Source organism: Mesorhizobium sp. 113-3-9, assembly GCF_016756515.1.
Taxonomy (GTDB): Bacteria; Pseudomonadota; Alphaproteobacteria; order Rhizobiales; family Rhizobiaceae; genus Mesorhizobium.
Window position 1 is genome coordinate 6,118,378 of sequence record NZ_AP023246.1, and the last position, 19,207, is coordinate 6,137,584.

A 19,207-nucleotide genomic window follows, 5' to 3' on the forward strand; every position below is an offset into this window, starting at 1 on the left:
GCTTGCCAGCTTCGAAACACGGCATGCTTGAAATCAGAACCATATCCAAACGCTATGGCGAGACGGTCGCGCTCGCGGACGCCTCGATCGCGTTCCGGCCGGGCACCATCCACACCATCCTGGGCGAGAACGGTTCGGGCAAGAGCACGATGGTCAAACTGCTGTCCGGCATCGTCCAGCCGGACAGCGGCGCGATCCTGCTGCAAGGCAAGCCATTTTCCGGCGCCAGGCCTTCGGCCTTCCAGGCGCAAGGTTTTGCCACGGTGTTCCAGGAGGTGCTGATCGCACCGGACCGCAGCGTGACCGACAACATCCTGCTCGGCCTCGACGGGCTGATCCGGCGTGCCGTGCCGCGCAACGAGCGTCGCGACCGGGCAGCCGCCGCATTGAAGCGCTTCGCCGTCACCAAGGTCCCCCTCGATACACCAGCCGGCCTGTTGCCGTTGGCCGCGCAGCAATTGGTCGTTCTCGCCCGCGCGATCGTGCGCAACCCGAAAATCCTTATCCTCGACGAGGTGACCGCGGCGCTCGACTTCGCCGACCGCGAATCCGTCTTTTCACTGATGCGCACCCTTGCCGGCGAAGGCTGCCTTATTCTGTTCATCACCCATCGCATGGATGAGGTGATGTCGCTCTCAGATCGCATCTCGATCCTGCGCGGCGGCGGCGTGGTGCGGACCGAGGAGCGCGGCACCTCGACGCCGGCGGAACTGCTCAAGGCGATGGCGCCACGCACGGCAGCGGAGCTGGCACATGGCTGATCTAACGGCTCCCGACTTTCGCGGCCTCGCCATTCGCGGCCTCGTTATCGCGCCGGGCGCCAGCGCGATAACGCAAACCATCGCTCCCGGCGAGATCGTCGGTCTTGCCGGCCTCGACGGCCATGGCCAGGAACTGTTCCTCAAGATGCTTGCCGGCCTGACGCCTTCACTGGGCGGCGCGATTGAACTTGCCTTGCCGAATGGCCGCCGAGAGATCACCGGGTTCCGCAAGGCGGTCGCCAGCGGCATCGCCTACCTGCCACGCGACCGGCGCGCGAACGGCATCTTTCCCACGCAATCGGTGCTCGATAATTTCGCCGTTTCGACCCTGTCGCGTGATACGCGCCTTGGCCTGATCAGCCCGGCGGCGCGCAAGGTGCGCTACGACATCTACCGCGAAAAACTGTCGATCGCAGCGCCCCGTCCCGATGCGCCGATCACCACGCTGTCTGGCGGCAATCAGCAGAAGGTGCTGCTGGCACGGGCGCTGGCGCTGGAACCGGCCATCCTGCTGCTCAACGATCCGACGCGCGGCGTCGACGTGGCGACGCGGCATGTGCTCTACGACGTCTTTCGCGGCCTGGCGGCCGACGGCATGGGGCTGGTCATCCTGTCCAGCGAGATCGAGGAGATCCTTCTCCTGTGCCATCGCGTGCTGGTGTTCAGGGAAAACGAGGTCGCGGCCGAAATCACCGGTGAAGCGATGACCACCGGCAGCGTGATCTCCGCCATGTTCGGACGCGCGGCATGAGCCCTCTCGCGCGCATTCTGTCGCTTGGGCGAAGCCTCGGCTTCGCCGTCGTGCTGCTGGCCATCCTGCTTGCGGTCAATCTCATCCTCAGCCCGGCACGATTCCAGCCGGGGTCCTGGGGCGCGCTCATCGGACTGGCCGCGCCGCTGATCGGCGCAGCGATTGCCTCAACGCCGGTGATCCTCGCCGGGCGTGGCGGCATCGACATCTCGGTCGGACCCTTGATGGGGTTCGTCAATGCCGTCGTGATCCAGCTGTTGTTTCTCAAGGCCGGCATCTCCTCGCCGCTGCTGCTTGTCCCGGGGGCCCTGCTCATCGGCGCGCTGGTCGGCGCGGCGAACGGTTTCCTGGCGACGGTCGTGCGCATCCAGCCGATCGTCGCCACGCTCGGCACCTATCTGATCCTAACCGGTGTGACGCTGACCATCCTGCCGGCGCCGATCGGCCCGGCGCCCGCCTGGCTCAAGGCGTTGGCGGGTCCTTGGTCGCTGCTGCCGCTGCTGTTGATGTTCCTCGCCTGGTGGCTGGTACGGCGCACGCCCTACTACGACCAGCTGATGGCGGTCGGCAGCGACGATCGCGCCGCCTACACCGCCGGGGTCGATGTCACGCGCGTGCGCTTCATCGCCTATGTCATGACCGGCATTCTCGGCGGCTGTGCCGGGCTCATGCTGACGGCGCTGATCGGTTCGGCCGATCCCAATGTCGGGCCGACCTACACGCTGATCGCCATCGCCGCCGTAGCACTTGGCGGCGTCAGCCTGGCCGGCGGCCGTGGCGGCGTCGCCGGTGCCGCGATCGGCGCCATAGACATCTTCCTGCTGCAAAGCGTGCTGACGACGTTCAACGTCTCCACCTTCGTGCTGCAGATCGCCTATGGCGCAATACTGGTTCTGGCCGTGATGCTGACGGCGCTGCAAGAACGCCTTGCCACGAGGGGACGCTGACATGACCGGGCGAAACCTGTTCGCGACCACCAATGCCCGCGTCGTCGGCGCCTTCTGCGTCGCGGCGCTCCTGCACCTCGCCGGTGCAGTCCTCATTCCCGGCTACTCCTCGCCTTTCGCGGTGCGCGCCATGCTGGTGCTCGCTTCGCTGCTCGCGGTCGCCTCGATCGGACAGACGCTGGTCGTCATCATGGGCGGCATCGACCTGTCCATCCCCTTCGTCATCGGCTTCGCCAATGTCGTGGCCGCGCAACTCTACGGCGATGGCTGGAATTTTGCCCTGGTCTGCAGCCTCGTCGGTGTACTGGCGATTCTGATCGGCGGCCTGAACGGCCTGATCGCGCGCAGCCTCGACATCCAGCCGCTCATCGTCACGCTCGGCGTCGGCATGGTGGTGCAGGGGCTGGTGTTGTTGTGGACAGCCGGTTTCCCGTCAGGCTCGGCACCGCAAGCGGTTTCCAGCTTCGTGTCGATCGGCGGATCGGCCGGGCCGCTGCCGGTGCCGTGGCTGGTGCCAAGCCTAATCGTGGTGGCGGCACTCGTCGTGTTGGTGCTGGAGCGGACGCCCTACGGGCGCCGGCTCTATGCGCTGGGCAGCAATCCGGGCGCGGCACCGTTGGCGTTGATCGATCCGGTTCGCATGTGGATGATCACCTACGCGGCGAGTGCCTTCGTCGCGGCCGTCGCGGGCGTGCTGTTGCTCGGCTTCACCGGCTCGGCCTATGGCGATGTCGGCCAACCCTATCTGTTCCAGACCATCGCGGCCGTGGTCGTTGGCGGCGCCGCACTTGTCGGCGGCCGCGGCAGCTATCTCGGCACCATCGCCGGCGTGCTGGTGCTGACCGAGATCAACACGCTGCTGATCGGCCTCGGCTTCCAACCCTCGGCGGTGCAGGCCGCACTGGGGCTCATCATCGTGCTGCTGGTCTCGCTCTATGGCCGCGAGCGGCACGTCTCGACGACGATCTGAAGGCGATTGTTTGTTTGACGCAATTCCGGACGGAAAACCGCTCCGCACTTTTCCTGGAATTGCTCTACTTCAACCGCCAGAGCTTGCCGGCATTGCCCGACAACAATCTGTCGCGCTCCGCGACGCTGCAGCCGGAAAGCAGCGCATGGGTAGCGGCAACCCAGGTCGAGAGCCCGCCGCCAAGCGTGCAGACCGGCCAGTCGCTGCCCCAGACGACACGGTCCCAGCCGAACGCAGCGATGGTGTGTTCGACATAGGGCCGCAGCGTCTCGACCGTCCAGTTGCCAGGATCGGCATAGGCGACGACGCCGGATATCTTGGCCATGACGTTCGGGCGCCGCGCGATCTCGCTCATGTGCTCGCGCCATGGGTGCTCGCCATTGCCCTTGATGTCGGGGACACCGCAATGGTCGAGAACGAACTGGACATCGGGCGCCAGGTCGGCCAGCGCGACCGCCTTGGGAATCTGGTGCGGCAGCACGACGAGATCGAAGGTCAGGCCGGTGCCGCCAAGCCGCTTGATGTTTTCACGGAACAGATCGCCTTCCGACAGGTCATCGGGCACAACGTGGAGCACGCGGCGGAAGCCCTTGACGAAGGGATTTGCCCGCTGGCGTTCGAGATAGGCGGCAAAGTCAGCCTCTTCCGGCCGACACGATGCGATCACTCCCGCCAGCATGCTGCCCGCCTGCCGCGACAGGCCCTGGACGCGGGCGGTCTCTGCCTCGATGTCGGCCGGATCGACATCGACCTCCATGTGCAGCACGCGCTGGACGCCGACACGTTGCGCCTCGGCAGCGTATTCCTCATAGGAGAAATCGCGGTTGAGCGCCGGCACGCCGGCAAGCCAGGGATAGCGCAAGGCCGAGCGATCGATGAGATGCAGATGGGTGTCGATGATCATGGCGAGGCTCCTCCCCCAGCGCTTTCAAATCATCTCACGGAGGAATTCTTCATTCAAATAAGAATTCATGCCGATGAGCCGACAGTCGAACCTGCCAGATGCGACAGCTTCTCGCATGTCGCCAGCAGGAGTTCGATGGTCCGGGTAATGTCCGGCGCGGAAGGCGTGTTGACGACGGTGATGTAGGGGATCGACAGGGCGGCGATCGCCTTGCCGTCGGAACTGCGCACCGGTGCCGAAAGGTTGAAGACGCCGGCGGTCTGCATCGAGGCCATCATCTCGTAGCCACGGTCGCGGATCTGGTCGAGACGAGTGAAGAACTCGGCCGATTGCGCCGTCTTGTCGGTGCTGCGGACGTGCTCGGAGATCATCATCTGCCGCTCTTCCTGCGAGCGGAAGGCGAGCAGCACATGGCCCGAACCGGTATCGAACAGGCTGATGTGCGAGCCGACCCGGATCGAGATGCCCCAGTAATTCGGCGCCTCTTGCTGGGCGATCACGACGGCGGAACCACGATCAAAAACAACGAGTTGGTTGGCCTGTTGCGACGTCTCGGCCAGTTCGCGCATCAGTGGCGTGGCGTAGGAAACCAGTCGCCGCACCGGGGCATGCAATTGCGCAAGGCCGAACAGTTTGAGCGTCAGCGAGTAGCGGTCGCCGTCCAGCCTTGTGACGTAGCCGCGCCGGACCAGCCGGTCCAGCATGCGGTAGAATTCGTTGGGACTGCGGTCGAGTTTCTTGGCGATTTCCGCCTGCGTCAGGCCGCCATCGACGCCGGCCAACAGCTCCAGGATGTCGAGCCCCTTGTCGAGCGCCGGCGCGCGATAGCGCTCGTCTTCGCTGTCATCCATGGGCATTTCTCCAGTGAATTCTGTCCTTCATATACGCAGGAACGTGGCCGGCGGAAACAAATTTCGCCTTGACGTATGTATGAATGTTTTGTTTGTATATGAATGTAGCACTTCTTGTCACGCGGACAAGTTGCGGTCGCGCCAAGGCGCACCCAGGGAGGAAACCAATGAACAGACTGCTTTCCGGCGTCTCCGCCGGCGCATTGGTGCTTGCATTTGGTGCAGGCACGGCCCTTGCCGGCGACCTGCCCGGCAAGTTCGAAGGCGTGACCGTCGACGTGAAGCTGATCGGCGGCCAGCAATATGAAAAGCTCTATGAGCGCATTCCCGAATGGGAGAAGGCGACCGGCGCCAAGGTCAACATCCTGACCAAGAAGAACGGCTTCGACATCGACAAGGAGCTCAAGTCCGACATCGCCTCGGGCAGCACTAACTGGTGCGTCGGCTGGAACCATTCGTCCTTCGCGCCGCAGTATACGGGCCTCTACACCGACCTCAGCAAATTGCTGCCCAAGGCGGAGATCGACGCCTTTGTGCCGTCAACGATCAAGGCCGCGACCATCGACGGCAAGCTGGAAATGCTGCCGCGCGCCCAGTTCGACGTCTCTGCCCTCTATTACCAGAAGAGCCTCTACGAGAACGCCGACAACAAGGCCAAGTTCAAGGCCAAATACGGCTATGACCTGGTGCCGCCGGACACATGGAAGGAAGTCACCGACCAGGCCGAGTTCTTCGCCAACCCGCCCAATTTCTACGGCACGCAGTTCGCCGGCAAGGAAGAAGCCATCAACGGCCGTTTCTACGAGATGGTGGTCGCCGAGGGCGGCGAATATCTCGACAAGGACGGAAAGCCTGTCTTCAATTCCGAGGCCGGCATCCGGGCTCTCGACTGGTTCGTCAACCTCTACAAGGCCAAGGCCGTGCCGGCCGGCACCACCAATTACCTCTGGGACGATCTCGGCCAGGGCTTTGCCTCGGGCACGGTGGCGATCAACCTCGACTGGCCGGGCTGGGCCGGATTCTTCAACGACCCGAAATCGTCGAAGGTCGCCGGCAATGTCGGCGTGAAGGTCGCGCCGAAGGGGTCTTCCGGCAAGCGCACAGGCTGGTCGGGTTTCCACGGTTTCTCCGTCACGGAAAACTGCCCGAACAAGGAAGCCGCGGCTTCGCTGGTCTGGTGGCTGACCAATGAGGACAGCCAGAAGCTGGAAGCCGCCGCGGGCCCGCTGCCGACCCGCACGGCGGTCTGGGACTGGGACCTGAAGCAGGCCGAAAACGACCCTTACAAGAAGGAGGTTCTCTCAGCCTTCCAGGAAGAAGCCAAGCACGCCTTCGCCGTGCCGCAGACACCTGAATGGATCGAGATCTCGAATGCCGTCTATCCCGAACTGCAGGCGGCGATCCTTGGCGACAAGACCTCCAAGCAGGCACTGGACGAAGCGGCCGCCAAGGCGACGCAGATCCTGCAGGACGCCGGCAAGCTCTAGCAAAAGCTCCCAAGGCTGCCTCCCCCATCAGGAATGGGGGAGGCGATCGCGTCTTGCCGGTGCGGCCCCTAACCTTATCCCAGCTAGGGCTCGACGAACGGGGATACAAACCCAAAGGACTCTGATGAAGGACTTCAAGCCATCGGCGCCGTTCCTGCTGCTGCTTCCGGCCTTCATCGTGCTGGCGGCGGTCGTTGTCGTGCCGCTGCTCTTGTCGCTCTATTCCAGCTTCACGCCCTTCCGCCTGACCAAGCCCGAGACATTCTTCGTTTTCGTCGGCTTCCGGAACTATCTCTCGATCCTGGCCAACACCGATTTCTGGTGGGCATTCGGGCGCACGGTGCTGCTGCTGACCATCGCGCTCAATCTCGAAATGCTGCTGGGCCTCGGCCTCGCCATGCTGGTCGAGAAGGCGACGCGAGGCCAGCGCATCCTGCGCACGCTGATGATGTTTCCGATGATGTTCTCGCCGATCCTCGTCGGCTTCCAGTTCAAGTTCATGTTCAACGACAATATCGGCCTGGTGAACAACGCCCTGCAGTCGCTCGGCATCACGCAGGATGCCATACCGTGGCTGATCGAAGGCCATCTCGCCTTCATCGCCATCTCGATCGCCGAGATCTGGTCGTCGACCGCGATCTTCGCCATCCTGATCCTCGCCGGCCTGCTCGCCATGCCCAAGGAGCCGATCGAGGCGGCGCGCGTCGACGGCTGCACGCCATGGCAGACATTCCGTTATGTGACGTGGCCGTTCGTCATGCCCTTCGCCTACATCGCCATGACCATCCGCTCGCTCGACGTGGCGCGCGCCTATGACATCGTCAAGATCATGACCGACGGCGGCCCGGCCGGCCGCACTGAACTGCTCTGGACCCTGGTGGCGCGCACCGCCTACAGCGACGGGCGCATGGGCATGGCCAATGCCATGGCCTATTTCTCGATCCTGCTGTCGATCGCCTTCACCGTCTACTTCTTCAACAAGCTCGCCGCGGCGCGCACGCAGATCGGTGCGGAGTGGTAATGGACGAGAATTCTTCCGCCCGCCTGAAGCGCCGGCTGCTGGGTGTCGTCTACCGCATCGGCCTGTTCCTGGCGATGTTGACCATCTGCCTGCCCGGACTGTGGATCGTCATCTCGTCGCTGCGGCCGACCGTCGAGATCATGGCCAAGCCGCCTGTGTGGATCCCGCAGGAAGTCTCATTCGACGCCTATGTCGCGATGTTCTCAGGCATCGGCAAGGGCGGCATCCCGGTCATCGAATATTTCCGCAACTCGCTGATCATCTCAGTGACTTCGACTGTCATCGCGGTCGCCATCGGCATGGCCGGCGGCTATGCCTTCGCGCGCTATCGTTTTCGCGGAAAGTCCAGCGTCTTCCTCGGCCTGATGCTGACGCGCACGGTGCCCGGCATCGCGCTGTCGCTGCCGCTGTTCTTTCTCTATGTGCGGCTCGGCATCATCGACACGCATTTCGGGCTGATCCTTGCCTATGTCGCGCTCAACGTGCCGTTCACCATCTGGCTGATCGACGGCTTCTTCCGCCAGGTGCCGAAAGACCTCGCGGAGGCGGCCCAGATCGACGGCTGCACGCGCTGGCAGGCGTTCTGGCAGGTCGAGTTCCCTCTCGCGGGGCCGGGCATCGCGTCGGCCGCCATCTTTGCCTTCCTGACCTGCTGGAACGAGTTTGCCTTGGCCTCGCAGCTGACCCGTTCGGTCAGTGCCAAGACGCTGCCGGTCGGCCTGCTCGACTATACGGCCGAATTCACCATCGACTGGCGCGGCATGTGCGCGCTCGCCGTGGTGATGATCATCCCGGCGCTCACCCTCACCTACATCGTCCAGAAACACCTTGTCGGCGGCCTGACCTCCGGCGCGGTGAAAGGCTGATCCCATGGCAACGGTTTCCCTCAAAAAGCTGACCAAGCGCTACGGCAATGTCGGGATCGTGCATGGTATCGATCTCGATATCACCGACCGCGAATTCATCGCGTTGGTCGGTCCCTCCGGCTGCGGCAAGTCGACGACCTTGCGCATGATCGCCGGGCTCGAAGAGATCAGCGCCGGCTCGATCGAGATCGGTGGGCGCGTCGTCAACGATCTGCCGCCGCGCTCGCGCAACATCTCGATGGTGTTCCAGTCCTACGCGCTCTATCCGCACATGACGGTGCGCGAGAATCTCGGCTTCTCCCTGAAGATCGCCGGTGCCGCCAAGGAAGAGATGGACCGCCGCGTTGCCGAGGCCTCGGCCATCCTCGGCCTCGACACGCTGCTTGACCGCCGACCGTCGCAACTGTCCGGCGGGCAGCGACAGCGGGTCGCCATGGGCCGCGCCATCGTGCGCGACCCCGACGTCTTCCTGTTCGACGAGCCGCTTTCCAATCTCGACGCCAAGCTCAGAACGCAGATGCGCACCGAGATCAAGAAGCTGCATGCCAAGGTACAGTCGACGGTGATCTACGTCACCCACGACCAGGTCGAGGCGATGACGCTGGCCGACCGCATCGTCATCATGCGCGACGGATACATCGAACAAGTCGGCACGCCGGACGAGGTTTTCCGGCGACCGGCGACACGCTTCGTCGCCGGCTTCATCGGCTCGCCGCCGATGAACCTGCACGAGGCGACGATCGATGACGGCCAGATGGTGTTCGCCAGTGGCGAGAAACTGCCTTTGCCCGGCCAGTTCAAGGCCAATGTCGCGACCGGCGACAAAGTGGTGTTCGGGCTGCGGCCGGACGACATCTATCCGACCGGCCACGGCATCAGCTCCGGCGGTGCGGCAGATGTCCACCAGATCGAATTGCCGATCACAGTCACCGAACCGCTCGGCAACGAGACGCTGGTGTTCGTCGAATTCAACCGCGAAGACTGGGTGTCGCGCATGCTGAACCCGAGGCCGCTCAAGTCGGGCGAGCGGGTCGCCATGAGCCTTGACCTGTCGCAGGCACATCTGTTTGCCACTGAGACCGGAAAGACATTGCGGAGCTGACCGATGGCTAGAATCGAGAAAATCGAACTGCGGATGGTAGACCTTGTGCCCAAGGTCAAGCGCACCGACGCGATCCAGAGCTTCGTCAGCCAGGAAACGCCGATCGTCACCATCACCGATTCCGACGGCGCGGTCGGCACCGGCTACAGCTACACGATCGGCACCGGCGGTTCATCGGTGATGCGGCTCTTGTCCGATCATCTGGCGCCGCGCCTGATCGGCCGTGACCCCGACATGATCGAGGCTATCTGGCACGATCTCGAATTCGCCACGCACGCCACCACGATCGGCGCGATCACGGCGATCGCCGTCGCGGCGATCGATACGGCGCTTTGGGATCTCAGGGCGAAGAAACAGAACCTGCCGCTGTGGAAGCTGGCCGGCGGCGCCAAGGACCGCTGCCCGCTCTACACCACCGAGGGCGGCTGGCTGCACATCGAGACGGCCGCACTTGTCGACGATGCGCTGGCCGCCAAGGCCAAGGGCTTTCGCGGGTCGAAAGTGAAGATCGGCAAGCCGCACGGTTCGGAGGATCTGGCGCGCCTGTCTGCGGTGCGCAAGGCGGTCGGCGACGGCTACGAGATCATGACCGATGCCAACCAGGGTTTTTCCGTCGACGAGGCGATCCGGCGTGCGGCGAGGCTGCGCGAACTCGACCTTGCCTGGATCGAGGAGCCGCTGCCGGCCGACGACATTGACGGGCACGTGCGGTTGTCGAATTCGACGCCGACGCCGATCGCCATTGGCGAGTCGCTCTACTCCATGCGCCATTTCCGCGAATACATGCAGAAAGGCGCCTGCTCGATCGTCCAGGTCGATGTCGGCCGCATCGGCGGCATCACGCCCTGGCTCAAGATCGCCCACGCGGCGGAAGCCTTCGACATTCCGGTCTGCCCACATTTCCTCATGGAACTGCATGTCAGCCTGACCTGCGCTGTTCAGAACGGCCGCTATGTCGAGTACATTCCGCAGCTCGACCAGTTGACCGGCAAGCATATGCGCATCGAGGATGGGCATGCACTGGCGCCCGACGAGCCCGGCATCGGCGTCGATTGGGACTGGGACGCGGTCAAGGCCATGAGCATCGCCGAGTTCACCACGGCGATCACCAAATAGGAGACGGATATGCAGCGGATGGGGATGGTGCTGGGGTTGAAACCGGAAAAGGTCGAGGAGTATGTCCGCCTCCACGCCGCCGTCTGGCCCGACGTGCTGACGATGATCTCGGCCTGCAACATCAAGAATTATTCGATTTACCTGAAGCGGCCGGAGAATCTCTTGTTTTCCTATTTCGAGTATCACGGCACCGACTACGCGGCCGACATGGCCAAGATGGCAGCCGACCCGAAGACGCAGGAATGGTGGGCGGTCTGCATGCCGTGCCAGGAGCCGCTGGCGACCCGCAAGGAGGGCGAATGGTGGGCTTCGATGGACGAGGTCTTCCATCATGACTGAGGTCGGTTTCGACCCTGCCTCGCTCATCCAGTCCTGGCCCAAACCCTCGAAGCCCCGGCCGATCGTCACTTTCGGTGCAGGTTCGATCGTCGGAGATGCGCATTTCCCGGCCTACAGAAAGGCAGGCTTTCCGGTCGCCGGACTTTATGATCCGGACCAGACAAAGGCGCAGACCCTGGCCGAGAAATGGGGCGTCACCGCATTCCGCTCGGTGGAAGAAGCGGCCACCGTCGAGGATGCGATCTTCGATCTGGCTACGCCGCCGGGACGGCACGCCGAGATCCTGAAGGCTCTCCCGGACGGCGCGGTCGCATTGATCCAGAAGCCGATGGGCAACTATCTCGGCGAGGCAACCGAAATCCTCGAAATCTGCCGCGCCAAGGATCTCAAAGCGGCCGTGAACTTTCAGCTGCGTTTCGCGCCGATGATGCTGGCGCTCAAGGATGCCATCGCCAAGGGCTGGCTCGGCGAGGTCGTCGATTTCGACGCCTGGCTGGCGCTGGCGACGCCGTGGCAATTGTGGGAGTTCCTGCTCAAGGCACCGCGCGTCGAGATCGCCATGCACTCGATTCACTATCTCGACCTGATCCGGCAGTTGCTGGGCGATCCGAGTGGCGTCCACGCCAAGACGCTCGGCCATCCCAACCACAAGGTGGCGCAGACGCGCACCAGCGCCATTCTCGACTATGGCGAGACGGTGCGTTGCGCCCTGTCGATCAATCACGACCATAAATTCGGCCGCCGGCACCAGGCCTGCGAATTCCGCATCTGCGGTACCGAAGGTGCGGCCTACCTCAAGCTCGGCCTCAATCTCGATTATCCCACTGGCGAGCCGGATATCCTGGAAATCCATCCGAAGGGCGGAACGGACTGGGTTACCGTGCCGCTTGCCGGTGAATGGTTCCCCGACGCCTTCGTCGGGCGCATGGCCAATGTGCAGCGCTTTGCGGCCGGAGAAGACGACGAACTGGTAAGCTCGGTCGAGGACGCCTGGAACACCATGGCGCTGGTGGAAGCCGCCTATAAATCGAGCGCGGCGCCGGCGACGCCGATCGCGGAAAGACCCTGATGGAACGGATTCAATATTTCGAGGATTACGAGATCGGCTCGTCGCGCCTGACCAGCGGCCGAACCATCACCGAGACGGATTTCATCGTCCATGCCGGGCACACGGGCGACTTCTTCCCCCATCACATGGACGCCGAATACATGAAGACGACGCCATTCGGCCAGCGCATCGCGCATGGCACGCTGGTGTTCTCGGTCGGCATCGGCTTGACGGCAGCCATCGTCAACCCGGTCGCCTTCTCCTATGGCTATGACCGGCTGCGCTTCATCAAGCCGGTGTTCATCGGCGACACGATCAAAACCCGCACGACGATCACAGCCCGGGAAGACGATCCCAAGCGGCCGGGTTCGGGACGGGTGATCGAGCGCTGCGAGGTGATCAACCAGCGCGGCGAAGTGGTGCTGGCGGCCGACCACATCTACATCGTCGAACGCAAGCCGGCGCAGAGCTGAAGCTCAGGCAATCCTCAAGAACCGGTGGCGCGTGCAGTGATGCGCTCGAGACCAAGCAGCAGAACCAGCGTCGCCGCCACCAGGATCATGGTGAGCGCTGCTCCGGCAAAAATATCGCCGCGATCAGTGAGGCTGAAGATCGACACCGGCAGCGTCACCCAGCCCGGGGGATAGACCATGACGGTGGCGCCGAGTTCGCCCATCGACAGCGCGAAGCTCAAGCCGAAGGCAGCGACCAGATAGGGTGCGAGCAGTGGCAGCGTGACGTGCCAGAGCCGGTAGGCCGGCCGCGCGCCGAGGCTTGATGCCACTTGCTCGAAGTCGGGCGAAAGCCGTGCCAGCCCGGCCGAGACATTGCCGAAGGTGAAGGCCGAGATCAGGACGAAATGCGCGATCATGACGATCGCCACCGTGCCGTTGAGCAGCAGGGGCGGATGGCTGAACGCAACCAGCAGGCCAAGGCCGACCGACACAGAAGGCACCGCACTGGGAATGAAGAACAGCAGGCCGAGCAGGCGCTTCAAGGCGTGCCCCTGAAGGCGAAGCGAAAGGGCAGCCCAGGTACCGCTGACCAATGCCAGCGCACTGGCCAGGAAGCCGGTGATCAGACTGGCCTTGACCGAGTTCCAGGCCGACCCTTTGACCACATCGGTGTAATGCTCCGTCGTCAGGCCATTGGGCAGCACGCCGTTCCACTGGTCGGCAAGGCTGGACAGAAGGATGACAGCCAGCGGCGCCAGGAACAGCACGCCGAAGATCAACGCAAAAAGCAACCACAACACGATGCGACCAGGGCGAGACCAGACCAGCATGGCTAGATCCCCAACCGGCCGGCGGCGAAACGGTAGAGACCGAACAGGCCGAGGGACAGCGCGATGTTGACCACTGCGATGATGCAGGCCACCTGATAGGCCGATTCCTGGATCGCCTTGCCATAAATCAGCAGCGGCAGCGTGATGACGCCCTTGGCGCCGATGAACAGCACGATGCCGAACTCGTTGACGGTCAACAGCAGGCAGAGACTCCCGCCGGCTATGAGCGCGGGCACCGCCGCCGGAAGGATTACCTGGCGCACGATGCGGAACGGCCTGGCGCCGAGCACGCTTGCCGCTTCGATCTGGCCCCGGTCGACGAGCGAAAAGGCAGCGAGCAGCGGCCGCAGGATGAAGGGCGTGTAGACCGTGACTTCGGCCAGCACCACGCCCCATGTCGAATAGAGGAAATCGACGGGGGGCAGCGGCAGCGAGAAGGCCTCCATCAGCCCGGTGTTGAGCATGCCGGCGGAGCCGTAGAGGAAGGTGAAGGCGAGCGTCACAAGGAAGGTCGGCAGCGCGATGAAGGTGTCGATCAGCCGGGCGATGAAACCGCTGCCGGGGAACGGCACAAAGGCCAGGATCAGCGCCAGCACGAGGCCGACGATCAAGCATCCGGCCGTCGCCGCTACCGAGATCGTCACTGTGTTGATCAGCGCGTTGAGGAAGAAGCGCGAATGCAGTACGCGAAAAATCTCGGCGGCATTGGCAACACCACTGTCGTCAAGGAAGGCCTGCCGGGCAATGAGCGCCAGTGGATAGAAGAACAGCAGCGCCAGCAGAGCCGCCGGTGGCACGATCCAGAATTTGCCGGGTTCCCGCCTGATCGCCGGCGCGTCAAGGGCGATCGCCTCAGACACCGGCGTCTTCCGGCAGGAGCGAAGTGTCGGCAGGGGAGAAGAACAGCGGCACCTGGGCGCCGGGTTTGGGCAAGGCGATCGGCAGCTTCGTCGCCGAGACGCGAACCGGCGTGCCCTCGACATCGAGTACAAGATGAGTGAGTTCGCCCTGCCAGTGCACTTCCCTCAACGTGCCGACGATGCGGTTGGTGTGCTCTGCGTCGGCCGTCAGGCTGAGATGCTGCGGCCTGATGCAGAGCAAGCTCTTGTCGCCGGCCTTCTCGTCGCGACCGGCGCCTGTGAGTACCGCATCGCCATGCCTTGCCGTGGCAAAGCCCTTCGACCCAACGCCCTCGGCGACCGTCACCGGCAGGAGATTGGCGCGGCCGAGGAACTCGGCGGTGAACCGGTTCGGCGGGCGGCGGTAGAGTTCCGTCGTCGGTCCGTGCGAACAGACCCTGCCGTCACGCATGATGGCGATCTTGTCGGCGAGCGTCAGCGCCTCGGTCTGGTCGTGAGTGACGTAGAGGATGGTCAGGCCCGGCAGGCTGCGGTGCAGGCGAGCGATCTCCTCGACCATGTAGCGGCGGATCTGTGCGTCGAGCGCCGACAGAGGCTCGTCGAGCAGCAGCACACGCGGGCGCACAGCCAAGGCGCGGGCAATCGCGACGCGCTGCTGCTGGCCGCCCGAAAGCTCGCGCGGATAACGCCGGGCAAAAGTCGCCATGCCGACGGTGCCGAGCGCATCCCTGACCCGCTCCGCGATCAGCGCCTTGTCAGAGCCTTGAGCCCGCAGGCCAAAGGCAACGTTGTCTTCCACCCGCATATGCGGAAACAGCGCATAGTTCTGCACCACCATGCCGAGCCCTCGCTCGTAAGGCGGCAGATCGGTCACGTCTGTCGCGCCGATGCGGATGCGGCCACTTGCCGGCCGCACGAAACCTGCGACGGCCCGCAAGGCGGTGGTCTTGCCGGAACCGGACGGGCCGATCATCGCCAGGATTTCACCGGGCGCGATATCCAGGGTCAGCGGATGCAGGACGACATGCGCTCCATAGGCGACGCTGACCTTGTCGAAGTGGACATTGGAGCCGGCGCCGCGAATTTTCGCGGCGTCGATGTCCATGACACTGGTCCCAGTAAAGGCGGCGGCCGACATGGCTTGGTCCTCCGGATCTCTGCCCTCGGGTATCAGCTTCCGGTCGCCTCGTTCCATTTCTTGACGTAGTCGGGAAGCTTGCTCAGCGCCTCGTCCCAATTCGGCGACCAGATGGTGACGCCCTTCATCGCCTCCTGCGCCTTTGCGAAATTGGCGTCATCCGGCTTCACGTCCTTGCGGGCCGGTAGGCCGAGCGCAACCGAGCTCACTGTCGACTGGGCTTCCTTGGAGAGCAGGAAGTCGATCAGCTTCTTGCCGTTGTCGGCATTGGGTGCGCCGGTGACCAGACCAATTTCATAAGGCAGCGCAAAGGTGGAGCGGGTGCCATCCGGGCCGGCGGGCCAGAACACCTTGATGTTGGGATTGTCGGCCATCTGCGACATGTTCATCTGCAGATCGCCATTGGCGACATGCAGTTCGCCCTTGTTGACCAGCGCGGTCAGCTTGCCGGTCGACGCGGACGGACCGACATTGTTGTCCTGCAGCTTCTTCATGAACTCGAAGCCGGCATCCTCGCCGCCGAAAGCATGGATGATCTGCAGCATGACGGCGGTGCCGTCGCCGGCCTGGCCGGGGGTCGAATACTGGATCTTGCCTTTGAACTTCGGGTCGAGCAGATCGTTGTAGCTCTTGGGCGCTTCCGACAGCACGGCGCTGTTGTAGATGAAGTTCATGTAGTTGTTGACCAGCGGCCGGTACTTGTCGGCGCCGCCGTCGATCTGGTCGGCGCCTGCCGGCTTGTAGTCCTGCAGCAGGCCGTCGGCGGCGGCGCGCTGGACGAAGGGCGGCAAGGTCACCAGTACGTCGGCCTGCGGGTTCGATTTTTCCTTGGCGACACGCTCGACGACACCGCCGGAGCCGGCCTCGATATACTGCACGGTGATGCCGGTCGCCTTGGTGAAGGCGGCGAATTCGGTCTCGTACCAGCTGCCATTACCGTCATGCAGGCCGTCGGCGGAATAGATGGTGACGACGCCGTCGGCGAATGCCGGTCCGACGAGAGCCGACGACGTCAGGAGCGACGCGGCGAAAGCCATGGCGATGGTTGCATTGCGCGATTTCATGGATCAGTTCCCCTGTGATTGTTGGCACATTCTTCGATGCACTAGGACCAATCGGCTTCGGATCTCTGGCGGACGTTGAGCCGACTGGATGTCGTCGTTGTGACAACTCTGAGGATTGGGGATCGATAAGTAAAATCTATTTATTTTATGACAGACAAGCTTCTACTGATATTTGTCATGGAACTGTCGCATCCCTGTCTTGGGCGCGATCGCGGTTGCGCGGGAGACATCTATCCATTTGAAAAACAAGGCCTATCAGGTGAACGAAACGCCCGATGTCTGCGCCCGCAAACGCGGATCATGCGAGCGGATGGTCACCGGCCGACCTTCGAGGATCTCGAAGCAGCGCGCGAGCGTGTCGTCTTCGAGCCGCCGCATCGCCTCATGCGTGAAGAAGGTAAGATGCGGAAACAGGATCACATTGTCGCGATCGAACAGGGCGCTCATCGGATGGCCTGACCTGGCCAATGGCTCGACCGAATAGACGTCGAGCGCGGCGCCGCCGATGCTGCCGGCAACGATCGCCTCGACAATCGCCGCCTCGTCGATCAGTGCGCCGCGCGAGACGTTGATGATGATTGCGGAGGCCTTCAGGAAAGCGAGTTCGGCCTTGCCGATCAGGCCGCGCGTCTTGTCGTTGAGCACGCAATGAAGGGAAACGAAGTCGCAGGCGCGCAGCATGGCCTGGAGGTCGTCGACCTTCTCGATGCCGGCAGCGTGCATCGTCGTGGCATCGACACCGGGATCGAAGCCGAGAACCCGGGCATGAAACCCTTGACCCGCCATGCGCGCCATGCTGCGGCCGATCTTGCCGCAGCCGACGAGCCCCAGCGTGGCGCCGGACACGTCTCGGCCGAGCCAGCGCTGCTCGGGCCAGACCCAGCCGTCACGCGATACCGCCGCAGTGATCGCCGGCAAGCGCTTGGCAAGCGCGATCATCAGGGCGAAAGCGCCCTCGGCCACGGTTTCCTCGGCATATTCGGGCACATTGACGACGGGAATGCCACGCCGCATCGCGGCAGGGATGTCGATCGCATCGATGCCGACGCCGTATTTGACGATGCCCTTCAATTTCGGTGCCGCGTCGATCACCGGCGCGGTGACGGGCGTGTAGCACATGAGAAGGAGATCGGCGTCGGTAACGGCGTGGATCAAGTCCGCCTCGGCAATGCCGTCCGGCAGCGTCACCAGTTCGACGCCGCTTGCCCGCAAGCCGGCATCGATGCCTGGGCATTCGAGTTCCCGGTCGGTGCGAACGGCCTTCATGGTCAGGCCGCAAGCACGGCGCGCTCGACGATGTCGAGCGCGCGGTCGAGATCGGCTTTCGAGATGACCAGCGGCGGCGACAGCGTCAGCACATTGCCATGGCTGATCTTGAAGCTCAGGCCTTGCTCCAGGCAGGCGTAGAAGACGCGTTCGGCAAGGTCGCGTGCCGGCTGGCGCGTGGCGCGGTCCTCGACCAGCTCGACACCCACCATCAGCCCCCTGCCCCTGACGTCACCGACTTCAGGCGAACGCGCCATCAGGTCCTGCATGCGTCCAAGCATATGCCGGCCGAGTTCGGCCGACCGTTCGACCAGCCCCTCTTCGAGGATGATGTCGATGGTGGTCAGCGCGGCACGCGTCGTCACCGGATTCTTTTCGTGGGTGTAGTGACCGATGGCAAAGCCGCCGGTGACGTCGAGGTCGCGGCGGGCGATGACGGCAGCGATCGGCAGGATGCCGCCGCCGAGCGACTTGCCGAGAACGACGATGTCGGGTGTCACGCCGTCATGCTCATGGGCGAAAAACTTACCTGTCTTGCCGAGACCAGTCGGAATTTCGTCGAAGATCAGCAGCGTGCCGTGCCGGTCGCAAGCCTCGCGCACGCGCTTCCAGAAGCCGGGCGGCGGCGGGTTGGGTGTCGCCCGCATCGGTTCGGCGACGACCGCCGCCACATCCTGCTCGCGGCCAAGCACATAGGCGATCATGTTGGCGCAGGCGAGCCCGGACGCTTCAAGGGAATCGTGGCCGTACGGGCAGCGATAGCCGTCCCATGGCGCGACATGCTCGGTACCGGTCATCATCGGGCCTGATATGTGCGAGCGGAAGGTCGCCTCGCCGCCAACACTTGCCGCGCCGAAGCCGGCACCATGAAACGCATCCCAGAACGACACTGTCTTGAAGCGACCGGTTGCCGCTCGCGCGATCTTCAGCGCCACCTCGATGGCGTCGGAGCCGCCGGTGGTGAACAGCACCTTGCCTAGATCGCCGGGCGCCAGTGCCGCCAGTTTCTCCGCCAGTTCGACAGCGGGCTCGCAGGTGAAGCGGCGCGGCGCGAAACAGAGCTCATCGAGCTGCTTCTTGATCGCTGCCACCAGCCTGGGATGAGCGTAACCGAGGTGATGCACGCTGTTGCCGTGGAAATCCATGAAACGACGGCCCGCAGTGTCCTCGATCCAGATGCCTTCCGCCCTGGCGATCGTCGACAGACAGGGGCTGGAGAGGCTCTGATGCATGAAGGCGGCCGCGTCGCGATCGAGCAGACCGCGGATGCGAGGATCGTCCTGGCCGGCGTCCCAGCGGCCGCGTGCCGCCGTGGTGTTGGAATCGCCCTCGGTATGCACAAGCTCTGGTATTGCGGCCATCATCGTCTCCGAAACGCGAATGACGGAGCGTGGAACGCCCCCTCGATTATTCTGCCAGTCGACGCTGCCC

The 19,207-nt window shown here is 63.7% G+C and carries 20 protein-coding genes; 12 read left to right on the forward strand and 8 right to left on the reverse strand.

Going from position 1 to position 19,207, the window contains the following annotated elements:
* Positions 1 to 23 precede the first annotated feature (23 nt).
* The 4 genes from MesoLj_RS29870 to MesoLj_RS29885 are packed head-to-tail and all read left to right on the forward strand — an operon-like array spanning position 24 to position 3,429.
* Positions 24 to 761: an ATP-binding cassette domain-containing protein gene (locus tag MesoLj_RS29870; protein ID WP_140769399.1), complete on the forward strand. Its 738-nt coding sequence runs from the start codon at positions 24 to 26 to the stop codon at positions 759 to 761.
* Entirely contained in the window at positions 754 to 1,512 is a 759-nt protein-coding gene (locus MesoLj_RS29875) for an ATP-binding cassette domain-containing protein (RefSeq protein WP_202323549.1), read from the forward strand. Before MesoLj_RS29870 ends, MesoLj_RS29875 begins: the two co-directional genes overlap by 8 nt.
* On the forward strand, positions 1,509 to 2,459 hold the full coding sequence (locus tag MesoLj_RS29880) for an ABC transporter permease (RefSeq protein WP_202323550.1): 951 nt from the start codon (positions 1,509 to 1,511) through the stop codon (positions 2,457 to 2,459). Before MesoLj_RS29875 ends, MesoLj_RS29880 begins: the two co-directional genes overlap by 4 nt.
* A gap of 1 nt (position 2,460) precedes the next feature.
* The gene (locus MesoLj_RS29885; RefSeq protein ID WP_202323551.1) at positions 2,461 to 3,429 is read left to right on the forward strand and encodes an ABC transporter permease; all 969 of its coding nucleotides are present in this window, start codon (positions 2,461 to 2,463) and stop codon (positions 3,427 to 3,429) included.
* A gap of 64 nt (positions 3,430 to 3,493) precedes the next feature.
* On the opposite strand, the gene MesoLj_RS29890 is transcribed toward MesoLj_RS29885, so the two are convergent.
* Together MesoLj_RS29890 and MesoLj_RS29895 are read right to left on the reverse strand one after the other, a co-directional pair.
* Complete coding sequence (locus MesoLj_RS29890; protein WP_202323552.1) at positions 3,494 to 4,333, reverse strand: amidohydrolase family protein; 840 nt, start codon at positions 4,331 to 4,333, stop codon at positions 3,494 to 3,496.
* Between the two features lie 65 nt (positions 4,334 to 4,398).
* On the reverse strand, positions 4,399 to 5,184 hold the full coding sequence (locus MesoLj_RS29895; protein WP_202323553.1) for an IclR family transcriptional regulator: 786 nt from the start codon (positions 5,182 to 5,184) through the stop codon (positions 4,399 to 4,401).
* A gap of 167 nt (positions 5,185 to 5,351) precedes the next feature.
* Here MesoLj_RS29895 and MesoLj_RS29900 point away from each other — a divergent pair, with 167 nt between their 5' ends.
* From MesoLj_RS29900 to MesoLj_RS29935, 8 genes are all read left to right on the forward strand, one after another.
* Positions 5,352 to 6,671, forward strand: coding sequence for an ABC transporter substrate-binding protein (locus MesoLj_RS29900; protein ID WP_140769411.1), 1,320 nt, complete (start codon positions 5,352 to 5,354; stop codon positions 6,669 to 6,671).
* Between the two features lie 124 nt (positions 6,672 to 6,795).
* Positions 6,796 to 7,692, forward strand: a complete 897-nt coding sequence (locus tag MesoLj_RS29905) for a carbohydrate ABC transporter permease (RefSeq protein WP_202323554.1) — start codon at positions 6,796 to 6,798, stop codon at positions 7,690 to 7,692.
* Positions 7,692 to 8,558 (forward strand): carbohydrate ABC transporter permease, encoded by an 867-nt coding sequence (locus MesoLj_RS29910; RefSeq protein ID WP_140769415.1) that lies wholly within the window; start codon positions 7,692 to 7,694, stop codon positions 8,556 to 8,558. Before MesoLj_RS29905 ends, MesoLj_RS29910 begins: the two co-directional genes overlap by 1 nt.
* 4 nt (positions 8,559 to 8,562) lie before the next feature.
* Positions 8,563 to 9,660 carry an ABC transporter ATP-binding protein gene (locus MesoLj_RS29915; RefSeq protein WP_202323555.1) on the forward strand — a complete coding sequence of 366 codons (1,098 nt, stop codon included), beginning with the start codon at positions 8,563 to 8,565 and terminating at the stop codon, positions 9,658 to 9,660.
* A gap of 3 nt (positions 9,661 to 9,663) precedes the next feature.
* On the forward strand, positions 9,664 to 10,776 hold the full coding sequence (locus MesoLj_RS29920) for a mandelate racemase/muconate lactonizing enzyme family protein (protein ID WP_202323556.1): 1,113 nt from the start codon (positions 9,664 to 9,666) through the stop codon (positions 10,774 to 10,776).
* A 9-nt stretch (positions 10,777 to 10,785) separates the two neighbouring features.
* A complete protein-coding gene (locus MesoLj_RS29925) occupies positions 10,786 to 11,115 on the forward strand; it encodes an L-rhamnose mutarotase (RefSeq protein ID WP_056564736.1) in 330 nt (109 codons plus the stop codon).
* Positions 11,108 to 12,184, forward strand: a complete 1,077-nt coding sequence (locus tag MesoLj_RS29930) for a Gfo/Idh/MocA family protein (RefSeq protein ID WP_202323557.1) — start codon at positions 11,108 to 11,110, stop codon at positions 12,182 to 12,184. The genes MesoLj_RS29925 and MesoLj_RS29930 overlap by 8 nt, the downstream gene beginning before the upstream one ends.
* Positions 12,184 to 12,636 carry a MaoC/PaaZ C-terminal domain-containing protein gene (locus MesoLj_RS29935; RefSeq protein WP_446720266.1) on the forward strand — a complete coding sequence of 151 codons (453 nt, stop codon included), beginning with the start codon at positions 12,184 to 12,186 and terminating at the stop codon, positions 12,634 to 12,636. Before MesoLj_RS29930 ends, MesoLj_RS29935 begins: the two co-directional genes overlap by 1 nt.
* Positions 12,637 to 12,650: 14 nt before the next feature.
* Here the strand turns inward: MesoLj_RS29935 and MesoLj_RS29940 are convergent, their stop codons facing one another.
* The 6 genes from MesoLj_RS29940 to pbfA all read right to left on the reverse strand — a co-directional run bounded on the left by MesoLj_RS29940 (position 12,651) and on the right by pbfA (position 19,137).
* The gene (locus MesoLj_RS29940) at positions 12,651 to 13,448 is read right to left on the reverse strand and encodes an ABC transporter permease subunit (RefSeq protein ID WP_202323558.1); all 798 of its coding nucleotides are present in this window, start codon (positions 13,446 to 13,448) and stop codon (positions 12,651 to 12,653) included.
* Between the two features lie 2 nt (positions 13,449 to 13,450).
* Complete coding sequence (locus tag MesoLj_RS29945) at positions 13,451 to 14,308, reverse strand: 2-aminoethylphosphonate ABC transporter permease subunit (protein ID WP_202323559.1); 858 nt, start codon at positions 14,306 to 14,308, stop codon at positions 13,451 to 13,453.
* Entirely contained in the window at positions 14,301 to 15,413 is a 1,113-nt protein-coding gene (locus tag MesoLj_RS29950; RefSeq protein ID WP_244735199.1) for an ABC transporter ATP-binding protein, read from the reverse strand. Before MesoLj_RS29950 ends, MesoLj_RS29945 begins: the two co-directional genes overlap by 8 nt.
* Positions 15,414 to 15,478: 65 nt before the next feature.
* Positions 15,479 to 16,510: a 2-aminoethylphosphonate ABC transporter substrate-binding protein gene (locus tag MesoLj_RS29955; RefSeq protein WP_202323561.1), complete on the reverse strand. Its 1,032-nt coding sequence runs from the start codon at positions 16,508 to 16,510 to the stop codon at positions 15,479 to 15,481.
* Between the two features lie 255 nt (positions 16,511 to 16,765).
* On the reverse strand, positions 16,766 to 17,776 hold the full coding sequence (locus MesoLj_RS29960) for a 2-hydroxyacid dehydrogenase (protein WP_202323562.1): 1,011 nt from the start codon (positions 17,774 to 17,776) through the stop codon (positions 16,766 to 16,768).
* A gap of 2 nt (positions 17,777 to 17,778) precedes the next feature.
* A complete protein-coding gene (gene pbfA / locus MesoLj_RS29965; protein ID WP_202323563.1) occupies positions 17,779 to 19,137 on the reverse strand; it encodes a (R)-1-hydroxy-2-aminoethylphosphonate ammonia-lyase in 1,359 nt (452 codons plus the stop codon).
* Positions 19,138 to 19,207: the final 70 nt, after the last annotated feature.